The sequence below is a fragment of the Streptomyces pseudovenezuelae genome, from assembly GCF_001513955.1.
Taxonomy (GTDB): Bacteria; Actinomycetota; Actinomycetes; order Streptomycetales; family Streptomycetaceae; genus Streptomyces; species Streptomyces pseudovenezuelae.
The window spans coordinates 172784-189530 of sequence record NZ_KQ948155.1 but is presented as its reverse complement, the minus strand read 5'-3'; the positions used below and the strand labels follow the sequence as shown (position 1 = coordinate 189530).

The 16747-nt window shown below is 70.0% G+C and carries 16 protein-coding genes; 8 read left to right on the top strand and 8 right to left on the bottom strand.

What is annotated here, in order from left to right; all coding sequences use genetic code 11:
• Positions 1-319: 319 nt before the first annotated feature.
• From AQI94_RS41295 to AQI94_RS41285, 3 genes are all read left to right on the top strand, one after another.
• A complete protein-coding gene (locus tag AQI94_RS41295) occupies positions 320-1030 on the top strand; it encodes a trypsin-like serine peptidase (protein ID WP_031059280.1) in 711 nt (236 codons plus the stop codon).
• Positions 1031-1103: 73 nt separating this feature from the next.
• Positions 1104-2126 carry a C40 family peptidase gene (locus AQI94_RS41290; RefSeq protein ID WP_199814404.1) on the top strand — a complete coding sequence of 341 codons (1023 nt, stop codon included), beginning with the start codon at positions 1104-1106 and terminating at the stop codon, positions 2124-2126.
• Between the two features lie 169 nt (positions 2127-2295).
• Positions 2296-2994 (top strand): phosphatase PAP2 family protein, encoded by a 699-nt coding sequence (locus AQI94_RS41285; RefSeq protein WP_031059285.1) that lies wholly within the window; start codon positions 2296-2298, stop codon positions 2992-2994.
• A 10-nt stretch (positions 2995-3004) separates the two neighbouring features.
• Here the strand turns inward: AQI94_RS41285 and AQI94_RS41280 are convergent, their stop codons facing one another.
• Positions 3005-4546, bottom strand: coding sequence for an FAD-binding oxidoreductase (locus tag AQI94_RS41280; protein ID WP_062230323.1), 1542 nt, complete (start codon positions 4544-4546; stop codon positions 3005-3007).
• A gap of 297 nt (positions 4547-4843) precedes the next feature.
• Between AQI94_RS41280 and pstS the strand changes: the two genes are divergently transcribed.
• The 4 genes from pstS (at position 4844) to pstB (ending at position 8989) form a co-directional block, all read left to right on the top strand.
• Positions 4844-5968 carry a phosphate ABC transporter substrate-binding protein PstS gene (gene pstS, locus AQI94_RS41275; RefSeq protein ID WP_031050094.1) on the top strand — a complete coding sequence of 375 codons (1125 nt, stop codon included), beginning with the start codon at positions 4844-4846 and terminating at the stop codon, positions 5966-5968.
• Between the two features lie 118 nt (positions 5969-6086).
• A complete protein-coding gene (gene pstC, locus AQI94_RS41270; protein WP_031050092.1) occupies positions 6087-7091 on the top strand; it encodes a phosphate ABC transporter permease subunit PstC in 1005 nt (334 codons plus the stop codon).
• Positions 7088-8149 (top strand): phosphate ABC transporter permease PstA, encoded by a 1062-nt coding sequence (pstA, locus tag AQI94_RS41265; protein WP_031050090.1) that lies wholly within the window; start codon positions 7088-7090, stop codon positions 8147-8149. The genes pstC and pstA overlap by 4 nt, the downstream gene beginning before the upstream one ends.
• A gap of 63 nt (positions 8150-8212) precedes the next feature.
• The gene (pstB, locus tag AQI94_RS41260; RefSeq protein ID WP_007383025.1) at positions 8213-8989 is read left to right on the top strand and encodes a phosphate ABC transporter ATP-binding protein PstB; all 777 of its coding nucleotides are present in this window, start codon (positions 8213-8215) and stop codon (positions 8987-8989) included.
• A gap of 105 nt (positions 8990-9094) precedes the next feature.
• Here pstB and AQI94_RS41255 read toward each other — a convergent pair whose 3' ends face one another.
• Both AQI94_RS41255 and AQI94_RS41250 read right to left on the bottom strand, forming a co-directional pair.
• Entirely contained in the window at positions 9095-10093 is a 999-nt protein-coding gene (locus AQI94_RS41255) for an inorganic phosphate transporter (protein WP_031050088.1), read from the bottom strand.
• Between the two features lie 8 nt (positions 10094-10101).
• A complete protein-coding gene (locus tag AQI94_RS41250; RefSeq protein WP_030043659.1) occupies positions 10102-10722 on the bottom strand; it encodes a DUF47 domain-containing protein in 621 nt (206 codons plus the stop codon).
• A 211-nt stretch (positions 10723-10933) separates the two neighbouring features.
• On the opposite strand from AQI94_RS41250, the gene AQI94_RS41245 reads away from it, so the two are divergent.
• Positions 10934-11296, top strand: coding sequence for a metal-sensitive transcriptional regulator (locus AQI94_RS41245; protein ID WP_031050083.1), 363 nt, complete (start codon positions 10934-10936; stop codon positions 11294-11296).
• A 33-nt stretch (positions 11297-11329) separates the two neighbouring features.
• On the opposite strand, the gene AQI94_RS45250 is transcribed toward AQI94_RS41245, so the two are convergent.
• The 5 genes from AQI94_RS45250 to AQI94_RS41225 form a co-directional block, all read right to left on the bottom strand.
• Positions 11330-11506 carry a hypothetical protein gene (locus AQI94_RS45250; RefSeq protein WP_167364545.1) on the bottom strand — a complete coding sequence of 59 codons (177 nt, stop codon included), beginning with the start codon at positions 11504-11506 and terminating at the stop codon, positions 11330-11332.
• A gap of 98 nt (positions 11507-11604) precedes the next feature.
• On the bottom strand, positions 11605-12441 hold the full coding sequence (locus AQI94_RS41240; protein ID WP_031050081.1) for a hypothetical protein: 837 nt from the start codon (positions 12439-12441) through the stop codon (positions 11605-11607).
• A 292-nt stretch (positions 12442-12733) separates the two neighbouring features.
• Positions 12734-13153 carry an NUDIX hydrolase gene (locus AQI94_RS41235; RefSeq protein WP_031050078.1) on the bottom strand — a complete coding sequence of 140 codons (420 nt, stop codon included), beginning with the start codon at positions 13151-13153 and terminating at the stop codon, positions 12734-12736.
• A complete protein-coding gene (locus AQI94_RS41230) occupies positions 13150-14184 on the bottom strand; it encodes a CHAD domain-containing protein (protein ID WP_062230321.1) in 1035 nt (344 codons plus the stop codon). The genes AQI94_RS41235 and AQI94_RS41230 overlap by 4 nt, the downstream gene beginning before the upstream one ends.
• The gene (locus AQI94_RS41225; RefSeq protein ID WP_031061887.1) at positions 14165-16399 is read right to left on the bottom strand and encodes an RNA degradosome polyphosphate kinase; all 2235 of its coding nucleotides are present in this window, start codon (positions 16397-16399) and stop codon (positions 14165-14167) included. Before AQI94_RS41225 ends, AQI94_RS41230 begins: the two co-directional genes overlap by 20 nt.
• Between the last annotated feature and the right edge of the window lie 348 nt (positions 16400-16747).

Here is a 16747-nt window from a genome sequence, read left to right as displayed (position 1 = left end):
GGGAGTACGGGCGGTGTTCCGGGTCGGTCGGGGCCGGCCGGAGCGGACGTGGCCGTGCAGACCGGGGCAGGCGGCGGTGTGGCCAGCGGTGGCCAGCAGTGGGGCGACCCGGCGCCACGTCGCAGGCGTACGGGGATGTCCGGGCAGGAGAGCAGTACGGCGGGTTCGCCGGCGGCGTGCCGTGTGCGTGGTGTGTCGGTTCGGAACCTTCGCCGTCGGGGCTCGGCTGCCCCGGGGCGCGGTATGCACACCGTCGCACAGGTGCCGCGGAACCGCCGTCTGAATGCGTTTCTCACCTTCGTGCGGAATGCTTTCTTCCGTGAAGCGCACGCCACGTCTCGCTCTCCACGCCGCCGCTGTCCTGCTCACCGTCACCTCCGCCTCCGAGGCGGCCGCCGACGACGGGGCGGGGCCCTTCGGGGTGACCACGGTCGCCGCGGCGAACTCGCCGACCGCCCGGGTGGGGCCGCTGTTCAACGGAAGCCGGCACCACTGCACCGCCTCCGTCGTCCGCAGCCCGCACCGGGACCTCCTCGTCACCGCCGCGCACTGTCTCGACGGCGACGACGACCTCGTGTTCGTGCCCGGATACCGGGACGGCGAGGCACCGTACGGCACTTGGAAGGTGCGGGCGCGGTACCTGCCCGCGGGGTGGTCCAGGGGGCAGGACGAGGACAGCGACGTCGCCTTCGCCACGGTGGAGGGGGACATACAGGACGTCGTCGGCGGGAACGGCTTCGCGACCGGCACCGCCACCGGGGCCACCGCCGTCACCGTCACCGGCTACCCCTCCTCCCGTGGCGTGCCGATCAGCTGCACCAACAAGCCGACCGAGCACAGCCGCACACAGCAGCGCATAGCGTGCCCCGACTTCACGGGGGGTACCAGCGGCAGTCCCTGGGTGAACGGGGACGGGCAGGTCGTGGGGGTGCTGGGCGGGCACGAGCAGGGCGGGACCACGCCCGACGTGTCGTACAGCGTGGTGCTCGGGGCGGAGGCCGCCGCGCTCCGCCGTGCCGCGGTCCGCTGATCTTTGCGCCGACCCCGCCGTGTACCCCGGTTTCCCGCGGGGAAGCTCCTAGACTGGCGCGGGCGGACTCCCAGTGGGCGAGGGGCGGTTGACGGTGCGTAAGGCGTGGCTGATTGCGGGCGCCGTTTTCGGGGCGGGGCTCAGCTTCGTGATGCTGCTCGTCGTGGGGGTCTACGTCGTCGCGGGCAACCTGGCGGGCGGCGTGGGCGGGGCGACCAAGGCCCTGGCCAAGGGGGCTGTGCCGGCCGCGTATCAGCCCCTCGTGCAGAAGTGGGGCAATCTCTGTCCCGCCATCAACCCGGCCCTGCTCGCCGCCCAGCTCTACCAGGAGAGCGGATTCAACCCGAAGGCCCAGAGCGCCGCGGCGGCGCAGGGAATAGCGCAGTTCATTCCGGGGACCTGGGCCACGCACGGGGTCGACGGGGACGGTGACGGCGACAAGGACGTCTGGGATCCCAACGACGCGATTCCGTCGGCGGCTTCCTACGACTGCTCGCTCGCGTCCTATGTGAAGGACGTCCCGGGAAACATCACCGAGAACATGCTCGCGTCCTACAACGCGGGCGCCTACGCGGTCATCAAGTACGGGGGCGTGCCGCCGTACGCCGAAACCCAGAACTACGTGAAGACCATCACGACCCTGGAGGAGAGCTTCGCGGCTCCCACGACCCGTGTCGATCCCTCCGAGCAGGCCGCCGGCGCCATCTACTACGCGCAGAAGAAGCTCGGGACGCCCTATCTGTGGGGCGGCACCGGTACCGCCGAGCAGGGCGGACGCTTCGACTGCTCGGGGCTGACGCAGGCCTCGTACGAGAGCGTGGGCATCACGCTGCCGCGCGTCGCGAACGACCAGTACAACGCGGGCCCCCATCCGGCCAGAAGTGAACTGCTGCCGGGGGACCTGGTGTTCTTCTCCACGGACCTCAGCAATTCGCGCGCCATCCACCATGTGGGGATTTATGTGGGCGGCGGATACATGATCGACGCACCGAGAACAGGTGCTGTGATCCGGTTCGACCCGATCGACACTTCTGAGTACTTCGGCGCCACCCGGGTCACCGAAGATGGCGCGAAAGCATTGCCCACCACGGTGTGACCGAGCGTGAAACCCACCCCCTGAGCTGCGGCGATGTATCTCTCTTCGATAACGTCTGCGTGATCATTCAGTGGAGTGTGGAACGTATTAACGGGAGCCGTGCGTTCCTGAGGGCGTAGCCGAGCGCACATGGGTACGCCGGGAAAGACGACGAAGGGGCCGCAGCACCATGGCTGTTCTCGCCGAATCCGGGTCGAACCCCGACGTCGACCTGCTCTACGACATCAACGGCCTGGCCAAGGACGCCCCGCACTGGTTCGACCGGGTCATGGAGTACATCGGGGAGTACGGCATCCTGCTCGGGATGGTGCTGCTCGTCCTGTGGTGCTGGTGGGCGGGCCGCCGCCGTGGGGGCGAGGACGCCGCCGCCTCCGTGGCCGCGCTGGTGTGGGCGCCGCTCGCCGCCGCGCTGGCCGTGCTGGTGAACGTGCCGATAAGGGGGTTCGTCGAGCGGCCCCGGCCGTTCCGGACCCATGAGGGGATCGAGGTCCTGGTCTCCGGGAAGACCGACTACTCCTTCGTGAGCGACCACGCGACGATCACCATGGCCATGGCCGTCGGACTGTTCGTGGCCAACCGGAAGTTCGGGCTCGTCGGCATCGCGCTGGCACTGCTCGAAGGCTTCTGCCGGGTGTACATGGGGGTGCACTACCCGACCGACGTCATCGGCGGGTTCGCGCTCGGAACGGCCGTGGCCCTGCTGTTGTCGCCGCTCGCGATGGCTCTTCTGACGCCGGTGCTCACAGCGGTCGAAGGGTCCTCGAAAGGCGGGTGGCTGATTCGCGCGCGCGGGGCCGGGCGCGGGGCCGCGGTGCTTCCCGGGGCCCGGCAGGACGCCGCGGCCTCCGAGCGGGACCTCGCCGCGTAGCCGCGTACGGCTACAGAGCCTGCGGGAAGGTGAAGAACCCCTGCGGGTCGTACTGCTTCTTCACCTTGGCGAGCTTGGTCGCCGCGTCGCCGTAGTACGCCTTCCGCCAGTCCTTCAGCGTCGGGTCCGTGTAGTTCTGGTAGGCCGCTCCAGAGGCGTACGGCTTCATCGCGTCGTGGGCTCCCGTGAGCCAGGACTGGGCCGTGGTGCCCGTCGTGCCCGCCCGCCAGGACGCTATGTACTGGGCCAGCATGCGCGAGCGGCGGTGGACGAAGGCCGTGGCGGTGGGCGAGACGCGGTTGACCGCGCCGCCGAGGGCGGTCAGGGCGATGCTGCCCGAGCCGCCCCGGACCGCGGCGACCTGCCTCAGCAGGGTCTGGATGCCGGCCGCGGACAGCGAGCGGTCGAAGAAGTCCGAGCGGGCCGCGTAGGTCTCCCGGCCGAGGGCGCCGTGCGGGTTGCGGTTCGGGGTGGAGCCGGGCAGGTGGCACTTGGCGTCCGTGGAGAAGGACGAGCAGCCTGCGTACGCCTCCATCGCGCTCTCGTAGGAGTGCCGCCGGAGGGAGACGTTGCGGGCCGGTGAGCCGACCCGGTCGGCCAGGCGGTCCAGCGCGTTCTGCAGTTCGCCGTAGGTGCCCATGGAGAACGCCGCGACCGCCACGGAGGGCGAGCCGCCGTTCTCCAGGTGGCAGGAGGACCAGATCTCGTCGGGCTGGCCGGGGCCCCACTCCTGCCAGGCCTTCAGCACGGCGGCGGCCTTCGACCACGGCCAGGTCGCGTAGGCGGTCACGCCCTGCGGGGCGGGGTGGGTCCTGAAGTGCAGTTCGGTCACCACGCCGAAGTTGCCGTTGCCCGCGCCGCGCAGGGCCCAGAAGAGGTCCTTGTTCGTGGTGGCGTTCGCGGTGAGCTGCTTGCCGTCGGCGGTGATCAGGGTGGCCTGGGTGAGGCTGTCGCAGGTCAGGCCGTAGGCCCGGGAGGCCACGCCGTGGCCGCCGCCCAGGGTCAGGCCGGAGACGCCGACGGTCGGGCAGGATCCCGCCGGGATCGTCACGCCCTTCGCGGTGAGGGCCCGGTAGACGTCGATCAGTTTGGCGCCGGCGCCGACCACGGCGGTGCCGCCCGAGGCGCGGACCCGGTTCAGCTTCGAGACATCGACGATCAGCCGGTTGTTTCCCGAGGACCAGCCGGCGTAGGAGTGGCCGCCGTTGCGGATCGCCACCCGCACGCCGTGGGCGCGGGCGTAGGCGAGCGTGGTGCGGATGTCGTCGGCGTGCGCCACGTACGCCACGGCCGCGGGCTTCAGCGCGTCGAAGCGGGTGTTGTAGAGCTGCCGTGCCGTCGCCCAGTTCGCCTCGCCGGGGCGGATCAGGGTGCCGTCCAGGTCGCGGGCGAGGGCGGTCCAGTTCGCGGCGGCCGCGGCGGGCGTACGGGAGGAAAGTGCCTGGCCGAAGCTGCTCTGTGCGGCGCCGGCGTGGCCGCCGCCGTCGCAGGCGGCCGTGGCCGCCGCCGCGATCGCGGCCGCGCCGCCCCCGATGAACGTACGCCGTTCCATGTGTCCGTGCCTTTCGTCGGCCTCGTCGGCTTCCGTGGAACGAGACGGGACTGTGGGGGTGAGGGTTCCCTGGTGGGTTCCGGAATCACACTGTGCCCTCGACGTAAGCGTTCCGTGACCTCACCGCACCTTCTGCAGGGGTTCACTCTCCGTTCACTTCCGGCCATCGGCGCCTTCACCTGATCTGCCTAATTTCGGCCTTACGCGATGCGTGGTGCGCCTCGAAAGCGCATCCGTATCTCTCAGACTTCGCGCACGCCGCCGGATTCAGGACGGCGGCTCCCGGAAGGAACTCAAGTGAAGCTTCAGCGCAAGAACCGGCGGGCCCTCGCCTTCGGTGCTCTCGCCGTCTCCGGCGCCCTGGCCCTCACGGCGTGCGGCTCCGACGACACGAGTGACAACAGCGGCAGCACGGGCGCCGCCACCGCGGCCGCCGGGAACATCAAGTGCGACGACGCCAAGGGGCAGCTGCTCGCCGACGGCTCCTCCGCGCAGAAGAACGCGATCGACGCCTGGGTCAAGCAGTTCACGCAGGCCTGTGGCGTGCAGATCAACTACAAGGGCGGCGGCTCCGGCGCGGGCGTCACCGCGTTCAACAACGGCCAGGTCGCCTTCGCGGGTTCCGACTCGGCGCTGAAGCCCGAAGAGGTCACGGCCTCCAAGAAGGTCTGCTCCGGCGGCCAGGGCATCGACCTCCCGATGGTCGGCGGCCCGATCGCCCTCGGCATCAACATCTCCGGCGTCGACAAGCTCACGCTGGACGCGCCCACCATCGCCAAGATCTTCAACGCCAAGATCAGCAACTGGAACGACCCGGCGATCGCCAAGCTGAACCCGGGCGTGAAGCTCCCCGACCTGAAGATCCAGGCGTTCCACCGCTCGGACGACTCCGGCACCACGGACAACTTCACCAAGTACCTGATCGCCACCGCCAAGAGCGACTGGCCCTACGAGCACGGCAAGACCTGGGTGGCCAAGGGCGGCCAGTCCGCCGCGCAGTCCTCCGGTGTCGCCCAGCAGGTGAAGCAGACCAACGGCGCCATCGGCTACTTCGAGCTCTCCTACGCCAAGGACGGCATCACGCCGGTCAGCATCAACACCGGCGCCTCCGCCCCGGTCGAGCCCACCGTCGAGAACGCCACCAAGGCCATCGCCGACGCCAAGGTCGTCGGCACCGGCTCGGACCTCGCGCTGGAGCTCAACTACGGCACCAAGGCCGACGGGGCCTACCCGATGGTCCTGGTCACGTACGAGATCGTCTGCGACAAGGGCAACAAGGCCGACAGCCTGGCCGCCACCAAGGCGTTCCTGCGCTACACCGCCTCCGAGGACGGCCAGAAGGTCCTCGCGGACAACGACTACGCGCCGATCCCCGACGACATCATCGCCAAGGTCCGCACCACCATCGAGGGCCTGAGCTGACCTGAGTGTGCGGTCCGGCCCGAGCCCCCTTCCCGGGGTGCCGGTCCGGACCGCACCGTCCGGTGCACCGCCGCCAGGAGCCGCACCTCGCGTGGGGCTCAGCAGACCGGAGAACCCGATGGACACCACACAGATAAAAGACACACCTCCGCCCACCCCCCAGCCCACCGTGGCCGAGCAGAAGCGCGCGGCCCGTGGCGCCACCCGTCCCGGTGACCGGGTCTTCCTCGGCCTCTCCCGCGGGTCGGGCATCCTGCTCCTGGTGATCATGGCCGCCATCGCCGGCTTCCTCACCTACCGCGCCTCGATCGCGATCAGCAAGGACGAGGCGAACTTCTTCACCGCGTTCGAGTGGAACACCCAGCTCGTCCCGCCGAAGTTCGGCATCGCGGTCCTGGTCTTCGGCACGGTCGTGTCCTCGATCATCGCGATGGCCATCGCCGTCCCGATCGCCGTCGCCATCGCGCTGTTCCTCACGCACTACGCCCCCCGCAAGCTGAGGGGCCCGATCGCCTACGTGATCGACCTGCTCGCCGCCGTGCCGTCCATCGTCTACGGCCTGTGGGGCGCCCTGATCCTCGTCCCGCACATGAACGGCCTCTACGGCTGGCTCGACGACTACCTCGGCTGGACCGGCATCTTCTCCTGGCAGGGCGGGGCGCCCCGCTCGATGCTCACCGTCGGCATCCTGCTCGCGATCATGATCCTGCCGATCATCACCAACGTGAGCCGCGAGGTCTTCCGCCAGGTCCCGCAGATGCACGAGGAGGCGGCCCTGGCGCTCGGCGCCACCCGCTGGGAGGTCATCCGCATGGCGGTGATCCCCTTCGGCCGCTCCGGCGTGATCTCCGCCTCGATGCTCGGTCTCGGCCGCGCGCTGGGCGAGACGATGGCCGTGGCCACCGTGCTCTCGCCGACCTTCGACATCCAGGCCAGCCTGCTCGACCCGGGCGGCGGCACCTTCGCCCAGAACATCGCCAGCAAGTTCGGTGAGGCCAGCGAGCTGGGCCGGGACGCGCTGATCGCCTCCGGTCTGGTCCTCTTCGTCATCACCCTGCTGGTCAACGGCGCGGCCCGCATGATCATCGCGCGTCGCAAGGAGTACTCGGGGGCCAACGCATGAGCAACGCCGTCATCACCGACAAGGGCCCCAGCACCCTGCGCGGCGCCAGCCTCCCCAAGTGGTCCCCTTACGCCATCGCCGCCGGCTCCGTCGCCCTCGGCCTGGGCATCAGCGCGGCCGCCGGCCTGAGCAGCAGCATCCAGTGGGCGCTGATCGCCGGGCTCCTGTTCGTCCTCGGCACGTATGTCATCGCCGCCCGGGTGGAGGGCCGCCGGCAGGCCAAGGACCGGGTCGCGACCGCGCTGGTCTGGGTCGCCTTCCTGCTCGCCGTCGTCCCGCTGGTCTCCCTGGTGTGGTCGACGATCTCGCGCGGAGTGAAGGTCCTCGACTTCTACTTCCTGACCCACTCGATGGGACTGGTCGCCGACTCCGAGCCGGGCGGCGGCATCTACCACGCCATCCTCGGCAGCCTGGAGCAGGTCGCCCTCGCCACCGTGATCGCGGCGCCGATCGGTGTGCTCACCGCGATCTACCTGGTCGAGTACGGGCGCGGGAAGCTCGCCAAGGCCGTCACGTTCTTCGTCGACGTCATGACGGGCATCCCGTCGATCGTCGCGGGTCTGTTCATCCTCTCGATCATGCTGATGTTCGACATGCAGCCCTTCGGGTTCGCCGGCTCGCTCGCCCTGGCGATCCTGATGATGCCGGTCGTCGTCCGCTCCACGGAGGAGATGCTCAAGCTCGTCCCGAACGAGCTGCGCGAGGCGTCCCTTGCGCTGGGCGTCCCGAAGTGGCGGACCATCCTGAAGGTGGTCCTGCCGACCTCCCTCGGCGGCATCACGACCGGCATCATGCTCGCGATCGCCCGTATCGCCGGTGAGACCGCGCCGGTGCTGCTGCTGGTCTGGGGCAACTCGCTCATCAACGCCAACCCCTTCGAGGGTGCGCAGCAGTCGCTTCCGCTGTACATCTATCAGCAGTACGCGAACAGTGCGGGCGCCGGTGCGGCGTACGACCGAGCGTGGGCGGCGTCCCTGACGCTGATCGCCTTCGTGATGATCCTGAACCTGGTGGCCCGCGGCATCGCCCGCTGGAAGGCCCCGAAGACCGGTCGCTAGGGCGACATTCTCCGGCTCCGCCGGGCGGGGCCTTCTCAGCGACTGACTGGAAGTGAAGTAGTTATGGCCAAGCGAATCGACGTAAGCGGTCTGACCGCCTACTACGGCTCCCACAAGGCGATCGAAGACATCTCGATGACGGTCGAGCCCCGCTCGGTGACGGCCTTCATCGGCCCCTCCGGCTGCGGCAAGTCGACCTTCCTGCGCACGCTCAACCGGATGCACGAGGTCACCTCGGGCGGCCGGGTCGAGGGCAAGGTGCTCCTGGACGACGAGGACCTGTACGGCCAGGGCATCGACCCCGTGTCCGTGCGCCGCGAGGTGGGCATGGTCTTCCAGCGCCCGAACCCGTTCCCGACGATGTCGATCTTCGACAACGTGGCGGCGGGCCTGCGCCTGAACGGCTCGTACAAGAAGAGCGAGCTGTCGGACGTCGTCGAGAAGTCCCTCAAGGGCGCGAACCTCTGGAACGAGGTCAAGGACCGTCTGAACAAGCCGGGTTCGGGTCTGTCCGGTGGTCAGCAGCAGCGTCTGTGCATCGCCCGCGCGATCGCGGTGGAGCCCAAGGTCCTGCTCATGGACGAGCCCTGCTCGGCCCTGGACCCGATCTCCACCCTCGCCATCGAGGACCTGATCGGTGAGCTGAAGGAGCGCTTCACGATCGTCATCGTGACGCACAACATGCAGCAGGCGGCGCGTGTCTCGGACCGTACGGCCTTCTTCAACCTGGCCGCGGTCGGGCAGCCCGGCAAGCTGATCGAGATCGACGAGACGGAGCGCATCTTCTCCAACCCGTCGGTCCAGGCCACGGAGGACTACATCTCCGGCCGCTTCGGCTGAGCCGGCCCAGAACCCCTCGCGGTGCTGCATGGCGGTGCCACCGCGAGGACACAGAGGGCCCGCCCCCGGAATCCGGGGGCGGGCCCGTTGTCGTCGTCACGGCTCCTACAGGAAGAGCAGGTCCACGATCCAGTAGGCGCAGGCGGCCACGATCGCCGCAGCCGGCATGGTGATGAACCAGCCCAGGACGATGTTCTTGGCGACGCCCCAACGGACCGCGTTGACGCGCTTGGTGGCGCCGACACCCATGATCGCCGAGGTGATGACGTGGGTCGTCGACACCGGCGCCTTGAACAGGTACGCGGTGGTGAACATGATCGCCGCACCGGTCGTCTCCGCGGCGAAGCCCTGCGGGGGGTCCAGCTCGATGATCTTCCGGCCCAGGGTGCGCATGATGCGCCAGCCGCCCGCGTAGGTGCCCAGCGACAGCATCACCGCGCAGACGATCTTCACCCAGACCGGGATCGGGTCGCCGTAGGTCTCGTGGCCCGAGATCACCAGGGCCATCACCACGACACCCATGGTCTTCTGGGCGTCCTGGAGGCCGTGGCCGAGGGCCATGCCGGCCGCGGACACGGTCTGCGCGATCCGGAAGCCCCGCTTGGCCTTGTGCGGGTTGGCCCGCCGGAAGATCCACATGATCGCCGTCATCACCAGGTAACCGGCGATCAGGCCGACGACCGGGGACAGGAACATCGGGATGACGACCTTGTCGAGGACGCCGTTCCAGAGCACCTCGGTGCCGCCCGCGAGCGCGGCTCCGACCATGCCGCCGAACAGCGCGTGCGAGGACGAGGAGGGCAGCCCGAAGTACCAGGTGACGAGGTTCCAGGTGATCGCGCCGACCAGCGCGGCGAAGAGGATGGCCATCCCCTTCGAGCCCTCCGGCGTCTCGATCAGTCCCTCACTGACGGTCTTGGCGACCCCGGAGCCCAGGAAGGCACCTGCCAGGTTCATGACCGCTGCCATCGCGAGGGCGGCCCGGGGCGTGAGCGCCCGCGTCGACACCGAGGTCGCGATGGCGTTCGCCGAGTCGTGAAAGCCGTTGGTGTAGGTGAAGAAGAGCGCGACCAGGATGGTCACGACCAGAGCGAAGGTGTCCATGGAAGGGCTCAGGACTCCTTGACGGCGATGGTCTCCACCGTGTTCGCCACATGCTCGAACGCGTCCGCGGCCTCTTCGAGGACGTCCACGATCTGCTTGAGCTTGAGGACCTCGATGGCCTCGTACTTGCCGTTGAAGAGCATGGCGAGCAGCTTGCGGTGGATCTGGTCCGCCTGGTTCTCCAGCCGGTTGACCTCGATCCAGTACTCGGTGAGGTTGTCCATGGTCCGCAGGTTCGGCATGGCCTCGGCCGTGAGCTCGGCGGCCCGCGCGAGCACCTCGATCTGCTGCTCGACGCCCTTGGGGAGCTCCTCGACGTTGTAGAGGACGACCAGGTCGACGGCCTCCTCCATGAAGTCCATGATGTCGTCGAGGGAGGACGCCAGGTTGTAGATGTCCTCGCGGTCGAACGGCGTGATGAACGAGGAGTTCAGCTGGTGGAAGATCGCGTGGGTGGCGTCGTCACCGGCGTGTTCCGCGGCCCGCATACGCTCTGCGATCTCGGCCCGGCCGGCGGTGTCCGCCCCGAGCAGTTCCATCAGGAGCTTCGAGCCCGTGACGATGTTGTCCGCGGAGGCGGCGAACATGTCGTAGAAGCTCGTCTCCCTGGGGGTCAGACGAAAGCGCACAAGGGGTCCTCGGGGTGCATCGGTTTCGGTCAGGGTGATGCTAAGTGCATCATCCGGCCACGGCTAATGGGCCGTCCCCCAGTGTCGCCCATCAGGCACAGTGGTTGGCACGGGGGCCGTCCGCAGGCCCTATACCCGGGAAACTTCGGTACGATATACCCAGGAGGGGTATGTGATTCCCTCAGGGTGTGGCCGTGATGTGGAGGACGCGATGACGACGACCGAGGCCGGCGCCACGGCGCCCTCCGAGACAGTGGCGGAAAACAGCCCCCACGAGACCCATGAGCCCACCACGCACGGCTACCACAAGCAGAAGGACGAGCACCTCAAGCGCCTGCGCCGGATCGAGGGCCAGATCCGGGGCCTGCAGCGCATGGTCGACGAGGACGTCTACTGCATCGACATACTCACGCAGGTGTCCGCCTCCACCAAGGCCCTGCAGTCCTTCGCGCTGCAGCTCCTGGAGGAACACCTGCGGCACTGCGTCGCGGACGCTGCCGTCAAGGGCGGCGCCGAGATCGACGCGAAGGTCGAGGAGGCGACGAAGGCCATCGGCCGTCTGCTGCGGACGTGATCCGGCCTTCTTCGCGCAGCAGGCGCCCCCGGCTCACCCGCCGGGGGCGTCCGCGCGTTCTTCGGCCACTTTCAGCACCTCGTCGATGCTCTCCAGGCTGAGCCGGTCGTCCGCGGCCGAGGCCGCGATGATCAGCTCTCCGCACAGTTCGATCTCGGCGAGGGCCACGTGGTCCTGAACCGCCGTACCGCCGACCGGAGCCACGCGCATCACCTCTTCTCTGCCGTCACCGACTTCCTAGAGTAGGGAGCGGCGCACACACCGCGCATGGCACGGACGGGCTAGTTCTTGACACCCGTCACGACTGCTCACCTGTCGGCGATCTTGCCGGCGTAGATGTCCCGGGCGGCCGGCAGCCGTACGTCCGTGGCGATCCCGAAGTCGAACAGCAGCGTCGTCGAGGCGACCGCGACGGTGCCCTGCCGCTGTCCGTTGACGAAGCTGAAGCGGTGCCGGATCTTGCGGATGCGGCCCTGGTCGTCGAGGTAGACGTCGAACGGCACCGCGGCCGTGGCGAACCCTTTCGCCGCCGCGGCCAGCACACTCCTGCCGGCACCGGCGGCCCCCTTCGCCGCGGCCGCGAGATCCGCCGTGCCCCGGTAGTGCCGCACCTCGGTCCCGGCGAGCTCGGTCGTGCCCACGTACGTCGCCGTCCTGGTCCCGCGCAGCACCTCGGCCGCGACGAGCGGATCGGTGGCCCCGCCGGTGACGAGGTTGCCGTCGGAGAGGGTCGCGGTGTCGACGCGCACCCACTTGTCGGCGGGCACGCCCGCGCCCCGGTTCTTCATGAACAGGGCGCCGGGGGCGAGGAGTTCGGTGATCGGCCGGTGCTCGCTGGTGCCGGCCGGGTCCTGCGGCAGCATCACCTTCAGCCGGCCGAGGCGCCCCCGGTAGTCGTACACGCCCTCGCCGCGAATGGTGACCCGGGTGCCGCCGGTGGCCATCTCCATCGACGTACGGGCCTTCGAACTGCCGGCGTCCACCAGGGTGTCGGCGGCCCGGCGCAGGGTCCCGGCCGGGTCGGCCGCACGTGAGTCGTCCAGGGCGGCGCCGCTTCCCGCACAACCGGAGGCGCAGGCGCAGGCCATGAGCACCGCCGCGACGAAGGCCGACCCGCCGGCCTGCCGCTCCTGCCGCTCCGCCATCGCCGCCCACCCTCAGCCGATACGTCCGTGAAGGACCTCCTGTCGTTCGCTTAACGACGGGTGGGAGGGGTCGTCACGCGCATACCGGGGCTTTACCCGAGCTGGGTAACGTTGTCGGAGTGGCACAGCAGGACAGGATCCCCCCACCCTCCTCCGACCGACCGGACCACCGCACGCAGATGGTCGAACAGGGCCGTTTCTGCCTGGCCCGGTGCACCTGCGGCTGGCGCGGACCGGCGCGCAGAGCCCGCAGCCAGGCGCGCGCGGACGCGGCGGGGCACGCGGCCGGAGACTAGAGCGGCAGCAACTCGTCGATCAGGGTGCGGTCGCGGTACTGCGTCAGACGGCTGCGGGCCGCGGCGGGCGAGAGCCACAGGATGCGGTCCACCTCGTCGTTCGGCGTGAAGTGTCCCGCGGTCGCCTCGGCCGCCCAGTAACGGACCCTCTTGGGGCGGCCGTTGGCCATGTAGTGGACGGTGGGCAGCTCGGTTCCGGGCTCGGCGGTGTAGCCCGTCTCCTCCTCGACCTCGCGCAGCGCGGCATCGAGGGCGTCCTCCTCGCGCTTCAACTTGCCCTTGGGGTGCGACCAGTCGTCGTATTTCGGCCTGTGGACCAGGCAGATCTCAAGGTCGCCGTCGATCGGCGAGCGGCGCCACAGGACGCAGCCGGCCGCCTGGACGACGGAGTCGTTCTCGTCACCGGGATGGGTCATGTACTCACCGCCTGCTTCTGCCAGCACTGCTGGAACGCGAACCGGGCCGCCTCCACCTCGTGTCGCTGGTCGGCGTGCAGGACGCCCAGGGCGTAGGCGGTGGCCGGGGCGATGCGGGGGGTGCGGGCCGCGGCGGCGGCCGCGGACGCGGCCTCCGAGGCGTCCCGGTGCCGGTCCAGGCACTGGCCCGCCGTCAGGAGCCGTACGTCCACCCCGGAGGTCAGCACCTCGCGCGCGTAGCGGTGCAGGCGCAGCAGCAGGCGGACCTGGTGCCAGGGGGCGTCCTGGGGATGCGGGGAGGGGTCCGGGGAGAGGCCGTGGACGAGCGCCTCGGCGTTGTAGGGGTTGCCCGCGGCGACCAGGGGGAGGGCGGTGACGGCGTCCTCAAGGCGTTCCTGGGCCGCCAGGGCCATGGGGCGCAGATCGGTGGTGCCGGCCGTCGCCGTCAGGGGGACCTCGCTCGCCAGGACGGCGATGTGGTCGGCGACCGCGTGGAAGCGGGAGGAGCCGAGGGCCTGGAGGGCGGTCGAGTGGGCCCGGGTGCGGGCGAGGGTGAGCTGGCGGTCCAGGAGGGCGCCGGCCTTGGCGGCGCCCACGGTCAGGTTGCCGCGGTCCGGGGCGGGGGCCGGGGTGGTGCCGACGGAGCGTGGCTGTGCCGGGAACACCGCCCCCGACAGCCTGTGCAGTGCCAGCAACAGCCGTTCCAGGCGGGACTCGTACGCGTGCTCCATGCCCAGAGTGCCGGACAGCCAGGCCAGTTCGGGGCGCAGCGACTCCGACCAGTCGGGGTCGAGGACGGGGCGGAAGGTGTGGAGGCTGGAGCTGATGCGGCGGACCGAGCGGCGCAGGGCCCGGGCCGCGTCCACCGGGTCCTCCGCGCCCGCCGCCGCACCGCCCGAGTCGCGGTGCTGGCGCAGGGCGCGGAGGAACTCCGTGGCCTGGGACCGCAGGTAGCCCGCGAGGGCGTCCCCGGTGGCAGGCCCGACGTGCCCGGACAGGGGATCCGTCGGTTCAAGGTGTTGCTGTGCCACGCCGGCGCCTCCGGGCGTCTATGAGCATCTCCTGGACGTTGCGCAGGGGTTGGCCGTCCGCGTCCGTGGCGTGCCGGGTCCACTCGCCGTCCGGGCCGAGGTGCCAGGACGCGGTGGTGTCGGACATCCCGGTCTCCAACAGCCGGTTCAGGGCTGCCCGGTGGGCCGGGTCGGTGACCCGGACCAGTGCCTCTATCCGGCGGTCGAGGTTGCGGTGCATCATGTCGGCGCTGCCGATCCACACCTCGGGCTCGCCGCCGTTGCCGAAGGCGAAGACCCGGGAGTGCTCCAGGAACCGGCCGAGGATCGAGCGGACCCGGATGTTCTCGGACAGGCCCGTGACGCTCGGGCGGATCGCGCAGATGCCGCGCACCCAGACGTCCACCGGCACGCCCGCCTGGGACGCGCGGTAGAGCGAGTCGATGAGCGCCTCGTCCACCATGGAGTTGACCTTGATGCGGATGAAGGCCGGACGTCCTGCGCGGTGGTGCTGGACTTCCTTGTTCACACGGGAAATGAGGCCGTCGCGCAGGGACTTGGGGGCCACGAGGAGGCGGCGGTAGGTCTCCCGGCGCGAGTAGCCGGACAGCCGGTTGAACAGGTCGGAGAGGTCCGCGCCCACCTGCGGGTCGGCGGTGAGCAGGCCCAGGTCCTCGTACAGCCGGGCGGTCTTCGGGTGGTAGTTCCCGGTGCCGACGTGGCTGTACCGCCGTAGCGTGTCGCCTTCCTGACGGACCACCAGGGACAGCTTGCAGTGGGTCTTCAGGCCGACCAGGCCGTACACGACGTGGCAGCCGGCCTCCTCCAGCTTGCGCGCCCACTTGATGTTGGCGTGCTCGTCGAAGCGGGCCTTGATCTCGACCAGGACGAGGACCTGCTTGCCGGCCTCGGCGGCGTCGATGAGGGCGTCGACGATCGGGGAGTCGCCCGAAGTGCGGTACAGGGTCTGCTTGATGGCGAGGACGTCCGGGTCGTCGGCCGCCTGCTGGAGGAAGGCCTGGACGGACGTCGAGAAGCTGTCGTAGGGGTGGTGCAGCAGGACGTCACGGGTGCGCAGGGCGGCGAAGATGTCCGGCGCGGACGCCGACTCGACCTCGGCCAGGTCGCGGTGGACGCCCGCGATGAACTTGCGGTACTTCAGCTCGGGGCGGTCCAGCCCGGCGATGCGGAACAGGCCGGTGAGGTCGAGCGGGCCGGGCAGCGGGTAGACCTCCGCCTCGGAGATCTTCAGCTCGCGCACCAGCAGGTCGAGCACCTCGCGGTCGATGGACTCCTCGACCTCCAGGCGCACCGGCGGCCCGAAGCGGCGCCGCATGAGCTCCTTCTCCAGGGCCTGCAGGAGGTTCTCGGCGTCGTCCTCCTCGACCTCCAGGTCCTCGTTGCGGGTGACCCGGAAGGTGTGGTGCTCCAGCACCTCCATGCCCGGGAACAGCTCCTCCAGGTGGGCCGCGATGACGTCCTCGATGGGGACGTAGCGGCCGGGGGAGGACTCCAGGAAGCGGGACAGCAGCGGGGGGACCTTGACCCGGGCGAAGTGGCGGTTGCCGTTGACCGGGTTGCGCACGATCACGGCCAGGTTCAGGGAGAGGCCGGAGATGTACGGGAAGGGGTGGGCCGGGTCGACCGCGAGGGGGGTCAGGACCGGGAAGATCTGGTGCCGGAACAGGGTGAACAGGCGGGCCTGCTCCTTCTCCTGCAGCTCGTTCCAGCGGACCAGGTGGATGCCCTCCTCGGCGAGCGCGGGGGCGACGTCCTCGTGGTAGCAGGCGGCGTGCCGGGCCATCAGCTCGCGGGAGCGGGCCCAGATCATCTCCAGGACCTCGCGCGGCTGGAGGCCGGAGGCGGAGCGGGTGGCGACGCCGGTGGCGATACGGCGCTTCAGTCCGGCCACCCGGACCATGAAGAACTCGTCCAGGTTGCTGGCGAAGATCGCGAGGAAGTTCGCGCGCTCCAGCATGGGCGTGTTCGGGTCCTCGGCGAGTTCCAGGACCCGCTCGTTGAACGCGAGCCAGCTGCGCTCCCGGTCGAGGAAACGACCCTGCGGGAGCTGCGCGGCACCGTCGACCGGGACCTCCTCGTACGCGTCGAGATCCGCGTCGAGGTCGGGCTCGAGATCGGAGACGGTGGCCGACACGGTGTGCGGGCGGTGCGCGGCTATGGAGCCCACGGAGGGCTGCACGTGCTGGACCTCTGCCTGGCTGTTCGACTGGCTCATACCCCCATTCTTCCGCGCCGGGAGCGAAACGGGCGCGTCGGAGGCGGCGAGCGGGAGCACGGCGGCGACCGAGGCGTTCCCGTTCCGAGCGGCCCCCTCGGGCGGCGGCGAAGGCTCTGGCACGGCGGGCTTCATTCGGTGAGCGTCGCAAGCCTGTCTGAACCAACGGTTACGGCGACATGGCGTTCGGGATATCGCGGGACGGCTCCCGGGGGCTGGGTGCCGGGCTGGGTGCCGGGGGCCGCGTGTCTCGCTTGGGCGGGGCGGGCGGTACGGGGAGCTGCCGGCGGCGCGCGGTGGGGGAGTGGGGCGGGGGTTGTGCAGGTGGGGGGCGGAGTGCGGGTCGGG

Bases quoted from the DNA above. Each gene is read 5' to 3' on its own strand.
- AQI94_RS41285 (WP_031059285.1), top strand. From the start codon at position 2,296: ATGGCTGTTCTCGCCGAATCCGGGTCGAACCCCGACGTCGACCTGCTC.
- AQI94_RS41280 (WP_062230323.1), bottom strand. From the start codon at position 4,546: ATGGAACGGCGTACGTTCATCGGGGGCGGCGCGGCCGCGATCGCGGCG.
- pstC (WP_031050092.1), top strand. From the start codon at position 6,087: ATGGACACCACACAGATAAAAGACACACCTCCGCCCACCCCCCAGCCC.
- pstA (WP_031050090.1), top strand. From the start codon at position 7,088: ATGAGCAACGCCGTCATCACCGACAAGGGCCCCAGCACCCTGCGCGGC.
- pstB (WP_007383025.1), top strand. From the start codon at position 8,213: ATGGCCAAGCGAATCGACGTAAGCGGTCTGACCGCCTACTACGGCTCC.
- AQI94_RS41255 (WP_031050088.1), bottom strand. From the start codon at position 10,093: ATGGACACCTTCGCTCTGGTCGTGACCATCCTGGTCGCGCTCTTCTTC.
- AQI94_RS41245 (WP_031050083.1), top strand. From the start codon at position 10,934: ATGACGACGACCGAGGCCGGCGCCACGGCGCCCTCCGAGACAGTGGCG.
- AQI94_RS45250 (WP_167364545.1), bottom strand. From the start codon at position 11,506: ATGCGCGTGGCTCCGGTCGGCGGTACGGCGGTTCAGGACCACGTGGCC.
- AQI94_RS41240 (WP_031050081.1), bottom strand. From the start codon at position 12,441: ATGGCGGAGCGGCAGGAGCGGCAGGCCGGCGGGTCGGCCTTCGTCGCG.
- AQI94_RS41235 (WP_031050078.1), bottom strand. From the start codon at position 13,153: ATGACCCATCCCGGTGACGAGAACGACTCCGTCGTCCAGGCGGCCGGC.
- AQI94_RS41225 (WP_031061887.1), bottom strand. From the start codon at position 16,399: ATGAGCCAGTCGAACAGCCAGGCAGAGGTCCAGCACGTGCAGCCCTCC.